Origin of the sequence: Halomonas sp. NCCP-2165 (assembly GCF_023708045.1) — a bacterium.
Classification (GTDB): Bacteria; Pseudomonadota; Gammaproteobacteria; order Pseudomonadales; family Halomonadaceae; genus Bisbaumannia; species Bisbaumannia pacifica.
Window position 1 is genome coordinate 100,490 of the sequence record NZ_BRCY01000011.1, and the last position, 8,720, is coordinate 109,209.

An 8,720-nucleotide genomic window follows, 5' to 3' on the forward strand; every position below is an offset into this window, starting at 1 on the left:
GGTCATCGAACACAAGGATCGGCTATGAGCATCCTGAACACCCAGATCAATCCGCGCAGCGAGGCCTTCCAGGCCAACGAAGCGGCCATGCGCGCCGAGGTGATGACGCTGCGCGAGCTGACCGCGGCGATCAGCCAGGGCGGCGGCGACAAGGCCCGCGCCCGCCACGAGTCCCGCGGCAAGCTGTTCGTGCGCGACCGCATCGACCACCTGATCGACGAGGGCTCCCCCTTCCTCGAGTTCTCGGCCCTGGCCGCCCATGAGGTCTACGACTCCCCGGTGCCCGCCGCCGGGGTGGTCACCGGCATCGGCCGGGTCTCGGGGGTGGAGTGCGTGATCGTCGCCAACGACGCCACCGTCAAGGGCGGCACCTACTACCCGCTCACCGTCAAGAAGCACCTGCGCGCCCAGGAGATCGCCCGCAAGCATCGCCTGCCGTGTATCTATCTCGTCGACTCCGGCGGCGCCTTCCTGCCCCGCCAGGACGAGGTCTTCCCCGACCGTGACCACTTCGGGCGCATCTTCTACAACCAGGCCACGCTCTCCGCCGAGGGCATCCCGCAGATCGCCGTAGTGATGGGCTCCTGCACCGCCGGCGGCGCCTATGTGCCGGCCATGGCCGACGAGTCGATCATCGTCAAGCAGCAGGGCACCATCTTCCTGGGCGGCCCGCCCCTGGTGAAGGCCGCCACCGGTGAGTCGATCAGTGCCGAGGACCTGGGCGGCGCCGACGTCCACGCCAAGCTCAGCGGCGTGGCCGACCACTACGCCGAGAACGACGCCCACGCCCTGCAGCTGGCCCGGGCCTGCGTGTCGCGGCTCAACTGGCAGAAGCGCGGCCAATTGAAGATGCAGGAGCCCAAGCCCCCGCGCCTCGACCCGACGGAGCTCTACGGCATCGTCGGCACCGACCTCAAGAAGCCGTTCGACGTGCGCGAGGTGATCGGGCGCATCGTCGACGACTCCGCCTTCGACGAGTTCAAGCGCTACTACGGCGACACCCTGGTCACCGGCTTCGCGCATATCCACGGCCACCCGGTGGGCATCGTCGCCAACAACGGCGTGCTCTTCTCGGAGAGTGCGGTCAAGGGCGCGCACTTTATCGAGCTCTGCGCCCAGCGCAAGATCCCGCTGGTGTTCCTGCAAAATATCACCGGCTTTATGGTCGGCTCCAAGTACGAGCACGAGGGCATCGCCAAGCACGGCGCCAAGCTGGTCACCGCCGTGGCCTGCGCCAGGGTGCCCAAGTTCACCGTGCTGATCGGCGGCAGCTTCGGCGCCGGCAACTACGGCATGTGCGGCCGCGCCTATGACCCCAACCTGCTGTTTATGTGGCCCAACGCGCGCATCTCGGTGATGGGCGGGGAGCAGGCGGCGGGGGTGCTGGCCCAGGTCAAGCGCGAACAGCTCGAGCGCGAAGGCAATGCGTGGAGCGAGGAAGAGGAGGAGGCCTTCAAGCAACCCACCCGGGAGCAGTACGAGCACCAGGGCCACCCCACCTACGCCAGCGCCCGGCTGTGGGACGACGGCGTCATCGACCCGGCCCAGACCCGCGACGTGCTCGGCCTGTCCCTGGCCGCCGCCATGAATGCCGAGATCGAGGACACCAAGTTCGGCGTCTTCCGGATGTAGTCCCCTTGCTCCGCAAGGGAGCTGGAAGCTTGAAGCTCTAAGCGGGAAGTCACCACCGCACGCCCCGGAGGCAAGCTACCGGGGTTTCTTCAAGCTTCCAGCTTCCGGCTTCAAGCTCTGCTAACGAGGTCTGACATGTCACAGACAAGCTTCTCAAGACTCGAGATCGACGACCGCGGCGTGGCCTGGCTGACGTTGAACCGCCCCGCGGTACACAACGCCTTCGACGACGGCCTGATTGCCGAACTCAATGGCCACCTGGCGCACCTGCACGAGGCCGCCACCCGTGGCGAGGTGCGGGGGGTGGTGCTGGGATCCGAGGGCAAGAGCTTCTCCGCCGGCGCCGACCTCGGCTGGATGAAACGCATGGTCGAGTACGACGTCGAGGCCAACCTGGCCGACTCCCGCCACCTGGCCCGACTGATGCACGACCTCGACACCCTGCCCTGCCCTACCGTCTGCCGGGTGCAGGGGGCCGCCTTCGGTGGCGCCGTGGGCCTGGCCGCCTGCTGCGATATCGTGATCGCCTCCGAGAAGGCCAGGTTCTGCCTCTCCGAGGTTAAGATCGGCCTGTCGCCGGCGGTGATCAGCCCCTATGTGCAGCGCGCCCTGGGGCCCCGCCAGATGCGCCGTTACGCCTTGACCGCCGAGGTCATGGACGCCGCCACCGCCCTGGCCCTGGGCCTGGCCCATCGAGTGGTGGGGCACGACCAACTCGACGATGCCGTCACCGCCATGCTCGATACCCTGCTGGCCGGCTCGCCCCAGGCCCAGCGCGCCACCAAGGCGCTGCTCGGCGTGGTGGCCCGGGAGCCCGACTCTGAGGCCACCCGCGAGCACACCTGCCGGGTGATCAGCGAGCTTCGCGTCAGCCCCGAAGGCCAGGAGGGCCTGGCCAGCTTCTTCGACAAGCGCGCCCCGCGCTGGACGCCCAACAAGGACAACGCCTCATGAGCCTCTCTCGCTTCGATACCCTGCTCGTGGCCAACCGCGGCGAGATCGCCTGCCGGGTGATGCGCACCGCACGCGCCATGGGCCTGCGCACCATCGCCGTCTATTCCGATGCCGACGCCAATGCCCGCCATGTCCGCGAGGCCGACGAGGCCGTGCGCCTGGGCCCCGCCGCCGCCCGCGACAGCTACCTCAAGGTCGAGGCGGTGATCGAGGCGGCCCGGCGCACCGGCGCCGGCGCCATCCACCCCGGCTACGGCTTCCTCTCCGAGAACGGCCCCTTCGTCGAGGCCCTCGACGAGGCCGGCATCACCTTCGTCGGCCCCCCCGCCTCGGCCATCGCCGCCATGGGCGACAAGTCCGCCGCCAAGGCGCGCATGCAGGCCGCCGGCGTGCCCCTGGTGCCCGGCTACCACGGCGCCGACCAGGACGACGCCCTGCTCAAGGCCGAGGCCGACCAGATCGGCTACCCGGTGCTGCTCAAGGCCAGCGCCGGCGGCGGTGGCAAGGGCATGCGGGTGGTGGAGTCCGCCGCTGACTTCCAGGCCGCCCTGGACGGCTGCCGCCGGGAGTCCCGCGCCGCCTTCGACGATGACCGCATGCTGATCGAGAAGTACCTGACCCAGCCCCGCCACGTGGAGGTGCAGGTGTTCTGCGACAGCCACGGCGGCGCCGTCTACCTCTTCGAGCGGGACTGCTCGGTGCAGCGTCGCCACCAGAAGGTGCTGGAGGAAGCCCCGGCGCCGGGCATGACCGCTTCGCTCCGCCGCGAGATGGGCGAGGCCGCGGTGCGCGCCGCCAAGGAGATCGGCTATGTGGGCGCCGGCACGGTCGAATTCCTGCTGGATGCGGACGGGTCCTTCTACTTTATGGAGATGAACACCCGCCTGCAGGTGGAGCACCCGGTCACCGAGATGATCACCGGCCAGGACCTAGTCGAGTGGCAGCTGCGGGTAGCCATGGGCGAGCGGCTGCCGCTGGCCCAGGACGAACTGACCCTCAGTGGCCATAGCTTCGAGGCGCGCCTCTACGCCGAAGACCCGGCACAGGACTTCCTGCCCGCCACCGGGCGCCTGGAGCGCTTCGCCCTGGACCTCGCCGGTGCCGGCCTCGCTGCCGACAAGGTACGCCTGGACAGCGGCGTGGAGAGCGGCGACGAGGTCTCCATGCACTACGACCCCATGCTCGCCAAGCTGATCGTCCATGGCGCTGACCGCGACCAGGCCCTGGCCACCCTCAACCGGGCCCTGGCCGCACTCGATGTCCAGGGGGTGGTCACCAACCGCGGCTTCCTGCAGCGCCTGGCCGGCCACCCGGCCTTCAAGGCCTGCGAGCTGGATACCCGCTTTATCGAGCGCCACGAGGCCAGCCTCTTCGCCCCCCAGCCCTACCGGGTGGAGGACTACGCCGGCGCCGCCCTGATCGGCCTCGACCAGCTGGCCCGGGAGTGCGAGAGCCGCTCCCCCTGGGACCGCCACGACGGCTTCCGCCTCAACGCCCCCCATACCATCCGGCTCGCCCTCGGCGATCCCGCCGAGGCCAACGACAGCGAGGCCACCCCGGTGGTGGTGGAAGGCCGCCGCGAGGGCGACGCCGACGCCTGGCAGCTGACCATCGGCGACCAGACCCTCAGCGCCCGCCTCGAACGCCTGGCCGGCGATGCCGTGGCGGTGACATTGAACGGGCACCGCCGCCGCCTCCAGGCCCGCCTGGTGGACAACAGCCTGGTGGTCATGGCCGATCCCCAGGGCGAGACCCGCCTGCACTGGCGGCGCATCGACGGCATCGACCACGGCCACCACGAGGCGGAATCGACCCTCACCGCCCCCATGCACGGCACCGTGGTGGCGCTGCTGGTGGAGCCCGGCCAGGCGGTGGAGAAAGGCATGCCGCTGATGGTCATGGAGGCGATGAAGATGGAGCACACCCTGACCGCCCCCGCCGATGGTCAGGTGGAGAGCTTCCACTTCGCCGCCGGCGACACCGTCGGCCAGGGCGATGTGCTGCTCGAGTTTTCCGCGAAGGAGTAAGACGATGGCATTTCCCACCCAGGTGCGCCTGGTCGAGGTCGGCCCCCGGGACGGCCTCCAGAACGAGGCCGAGCCCATCGCCACGGCCACCAAGCTGGAACTGATCGACCGCCTCGGCGCGGCGGGCCTCACCCATATCGAGGCGGCCAGCTTCGTCTCCCCCAAGTGGGTGCCGCAGATGGCCGACCACCGGGAGGTGATGACCGGCCTCAAGCGCCGCCCCGGCGTCGTCTACTCGGCGCTGACCCCCAACCTCAAGGGCCTGGAGGCGGCGCTGGCGTGCGGCGTCGAGGAGGTGGCGGTATTCGGTGCGGCCAGCGAGGCCTTCTCCCGGAAGAACATCAACTGCTCGGTGGCCGAGTCGCTGGAGCGCTTCGCCCCGGTGCTGGCCCGTGCCCAGGAGGCCGGCGTGCGGGTGCGCGGCTACGTCTCCTGCGTGCTGGGCTGCCCCTACGAGGGCGAGATCGCCCCCGCCAGGGTCGCCGAGGTCAGCAAGGCGCTCTTCGAGATGGGCTGCTACGAGATCTCGTTGGGCGACACCATCGGCGTCGGCACGCCCCTGAAGGCCAAGCGCATGCTCGAGGCGGTGGCCAGGGAAGTCCCCATGGCGAAACTCGCCGCCCACTTCCACGACACCTATGGCCAGGCGATCGCCAACCTCTACGCCGTGCTGGAGGAAGGCGTGGCGGTAATCGACGGCTCGGTGGCGGGCCTGGGGGGGTGTCCCTATGCGAAAGGAGCTTCCGGCAACGTGGCCAGCGAAGACGTGGTCTACCTGCTCCAGGGACTCGGCATCGAAAGCGGTATCGACCTGAACAAGCTCGCCGAAACGGGCGCCTGGATCACCCAGGCCATCGGCCGCCCCAACCGTTCCAAGGTGGGTGTCGCCCTGGCCAGCCGCTGATCGGCGGCTGCCCGCTCTCTATAGTCACAAAGGCGCCTCGGGCAACGTCGCCAGCGAGGACGTGGCCTACCTGCTCCAGGGACTCGGCATCGAAAGTGGCATCGACCTGGACAAGCTCGCCGAAACGGGCTCCTGGATCACCCAGGCCATCGGCCGCCCCAACCGCGCCAAGGTGGGCGTGGCACTGGCCGCCAGCTTGCCTCTCTCCACGCCCGAGCCCAGCAAGCGCGCGAGCCGGGGCCCGATATGGACGAAGCGCCGGGGCTCCCTGTCGATCTTCCAGGGAGTCGACGCTCATCACCGCGGGCGGTGCCATCGCTTATGGCACCTTCAACGAGTGACTATCGAGCGGCCCTGGCGGCGCGATGCGCGTGCAGCTTCTTGTAGCTCTCGACCAGCCGCTGGTGCTTCTCCAGGCCCTCCAGCTCCATGCTGGTGGGGGTCAGGCCATGGAAGCGCACGCTGCCGTTCACCGAGCCGACCACCGCCTCCATGGTTTGCTCGCCGAACATGCGGCGCAGGTTGTAGAGGAAGTCGTCGAGCGCCAGCTCGTCATCCAGGACGATCTCCAGCACCGCGCTCACCGCCTGGTAGAAGAGCCCACGCTCGACGGTATTGTCGTTGAACTGCTGGAACATCTCGACCCGTTCCAGGGCCTCCTCGTGCTGGCCCAGGGCCAGGTTGATCAGCAGCTTCAGCTCGAGGATGGTCAGCTGGCCCCAGACGGTATTCTCGTCGAATTCGATACCGATCAGGGTGATGATATCCATATGCTCGTCGAGCTGGCTCTCCTCCAGGCGCTCGAGCAGGTCGGCCAGTTGATCATCGTTCAGGCGGTGAAGATTGAGGATATCCTCCCGGTACTCCAGCGCCTGGTTGGTGTTGTCCCAGATCAGGTCCTCCACCGGATAGACCTCGGAGAAATCCGGCACCAGGATGCGGCACACCGGCGCGCCCAGGTCCTCATGGACGGCCATATAGGCCTCCTTGCCCAGCTCCTCGAGGATGCCGAACAGGCCGGCGGCTTCCTCCTCGTTGCTGCCCGAGAAGTCCCACTCGACGAACTCCACGTCCGCCTTGCTGCTGAAGAAACGCCAGGAAATCAGCCCGGAGGAGTCGATGAAATGCTCGACGAAGTTGTTGGGCTCGGTCACCGCCAGGGAGCTGAAGGTGGGCGGCATGAAGTCGTTGAGGCCCTCGAAGCTGCGCCCCTGCAGCAGCTCGGTAAGGCTGCGCTCGAGCGCCACCTCGAAGCTCGGGTGGGCGCCGAAGGAGGCGAAGACCCCGCCGGTCTTGGGGTTCATCAGGGTCACGCACATCACCGGGAACTGGCCGCCCAGGGAGGCATCCTTGACCAGCACCGGGAAGCCCTGGGCCTCCAGCGCCTCGATGCCCTCGAGGATCGCCGGGTACTGCTTCAGCACCTCCAGGGGCACCTCCGGCAGGGCGATCTCCTCCTCGATGATCTGGCGTTTCACCGCCCGCTCGAAGATCTCCGAGAGGCACTGCACCTGGGCCTCGGGCAGGGTGTTGCCCGCGCTCATGCCGTTGCTGAGGTAGAGGTTCTCGATCAGGTTGGAGGGGAAGTAGACCGTCTCGCCATCCGACTGACGCACGAAGGGCAGCGAGACGATGCCCCGCTCCGCCTTGCCGGAGTTGGTGTCGATCAGGTGCGAGCCGCGCAGTTCGCCCTCCGGGTCATAGATCTCGCGGGTATGGTCGTCGAGGATCTCGTCAGGCAGCTCGTCGTTCGGCCCCGGCTGGAACCATCGCTCGTTGGGGTAGTGAACGAAGTCGCTATTGGCGATCTCCTCGCCGAAGAACTGATCGTTATAGAAGAAGTTGCAGCTCAGGCGCTCGATGAATTCGCCCAGCGCCGAACACAGCGCGCTCTCCTTGGTGGCGCCCTTGCCATTGGTAAAGCACATCGGCGAGGCGGCATCGCGGATATGCAGCGACCACACATGGGGCACGATATTACGCCAGGAGGCGATCTCGATCTTCATGCCGAGATCGGCGAGGATCTGGGTCATATTGGCGATGGTCTGCTCCAGCGGCAGGTCCTTGCCCTCGATCCAGGTGTTGCCCTCCCCCTGCGGTTCGCCCAGCAGCAGGGCCTGGGCATCCTCGTCCAGGTTCTCCACCACCTCGAGCTGGAATTCCGGGCCGGTCTGCACCACCTTCTTCACGGTGCAGCGGTCGATGGAGCGCAGGATGCCCTCGCGATCCTTGTCGGAAATGGACTCCGGCAGCTCAATCTGGATCTTGAAGATCTGCTTGTAGCGATTCTCCGGGTCGACGATATTGTTGTGCGCCAGGCGGATATTCTCGGTGGGGATATCCCGCGCGTTGCAGTAGACCTTGACGAAATAGGCCGCGCACATCGCCGACGACGCCAGGAAGTAGTCGAAGGGTCCCGGGGCCGAGCCGTCGCCCTTGTAGCGGATCGGCTGGTCGGAGATGACGGTGAAGTCGTCGAACTTCGCCTCCAGCCGGAGGTTATCGAGATAGTTGACCTTGATTTCCATTGACAAAGCACCGGATCTATGAATTTCGGCGAGGCCCCGAGGGCGCGTAACCTGCCATTATCCAGCTTTTCCCGCCACCCGTCTCGGGGGCTGGCTAAAAATTCACCGACCGCCTGCCGACGTCGTCACCGCGTCACCACCCACTCCATATGCAGCAGTGGGTACGGCTTGCCCTGGCCATCGAGCGTCCCGTTACCGCAAACCCGCTATGCCGATAGAGCCTCAAGGCCTGGTGCTTCTGCTCATCGACATCGACCCGCGTGGCCCCTGAATGCCGGTGGCATGCGTCACCAGCAGCGTGCCGACGCCTTTCCCGCGGGCTTCCGGCGAGACAAACCGCCTCTCGATATTGCCCTCATGGACACCGCAGAAGCCCAATATCTCGCCCTCGTCACTCCTGGCACACCTCAGCTCGACGGCATCGAAATACTGATCGAGGATAAGCGGCTTGAGCTCCTGCAGGTCTTCCTCCGCCAGGAAGTCGTGTGTGGCCCTGACCGAAGCCTCCTAGATAGCTATCAGCGTTAGATAATCCTGCCTCATTCGGCACCCTGAGCCGTCCCGGCTTTCTCGGAGACCCGTTGGTTTGAGTCAGGCCGCCTTCTTGGCCTGACCCTGTTGCTCATAATACAGCGCTTCTCGCTCGGCCGGTGGCATGTTGCCGATCGGCTCCAA

The 8,720-nt window shown here is 67.1% G+C and carries 6 protein-coding genes and 1 pseudogene; 5 read left to right on the forward strand and 2 right to left on the reverse strand.

Annotation, left to right across the window (positions count from 1 at the left end; all coding sequences use genetic code 11):
* Nucleotides 1-24: 24 nt before the first annotated feature.
* The 5 genes and pseudogenes from NFU04_RS07935 to NFU04_RS16375 all read left to right on the forward strand — a co-directional run.
* Nucleotides 25-1,632, forward strand: coding sequence for a carboxyl transferase domain-containing protein (locus NFU04_RS07935; RefSeq protein WP_251308964.1), 1,608 nt, complete (start codon nt 25-27; stop codon nt 1,630-1,632).
* Between the two features lie 135 nt (nt 1,633-1,767).
* The gene (locus NFU04_RS07940; RefSeq protein ID WP_251308965.1) at nt 1,768-2,586 is read left to right on the forward strand and encodes an enoyl-CoA hydratase-related protein; all 819 of its coding nucleotides are present in this window, start codon (nt 1,768-1,770) and stop codon (nt 2,584-2,586) included.
* On the forward strand, nt 2,583-4,613 hold the full coding sequence (locus NFU04_RS07945) for an acetyl/propionyl/methylcrotonyl-CoA carboxylase subunit alpha (protein WP_251308966.1): 2,031 nt from the start codon (nt 2,583-2,585) through the stop codon (nt 4,611-4,613). Before NFU04_RS07940 ends, NFU04_RS07945 begins: the two co-directional genes overlap by 4 nt.
* A gap of 4 nt (nt 4,614-4,617) precedes the next feature.
* The gene (locus tag NFU04_RS07950; protein ID WP_251308967.1) at nt 4,618-5,517 is read left to right on the forward strand and encodes a hydroxymethylglutaryl-CoA lyase; all 900 of its coding nucleotides are present in this window, start codon (nt 4,618-4,620) and stop codon (nt 5,515-5,517) included.
* Between the two features lie 28 nt (nt 5,518-5,545).
* Nucleotides 5,546-5,710: pseudogene (locus NFU04_RS16375) on the forward strand (hydroxymethylglutaryl-CoA lyase); the annotation flags it as partial.
* Nucleotides 5,711-5,858: 148 nt separating this feature from the next.
* On the opposite strand, the gene NFU04_RS07955 reads toward NFU04_RS16375, so the two are convergent.
* Together NFU04_RS07955 and NFU04_RS16495 are read right to left on the reverse strand one after the other, a co-directional pair.
* Nucleotides 5,859-8,045: an OsmC domain/YcaO domain-containing protein gene (locus tag NFU04_RS07955; protein ID WP_251308968.1), complete on the reverse strand. Its 2,187-nt coding sequence runs from the start codon at nt 8,043-8,045 to the stop codon at nt 5,859-5,861.
* A 222-nt stretch (nt 8,046-8,267) separates the two neighbouring features.
* Complete coding sequence (locus tag NFU04_RS16495; protein ID WP_459382073.1) at nt 8,268-8,522, reverse strand: GNAT family N-acetyltransferase; 255 nt, start codon at nt 8,520-8,522, stop codon at nt 8,268-8,270.
* Between the last annotated feature and the right edge of the window lie 198 nt (nt 8,523-8,720).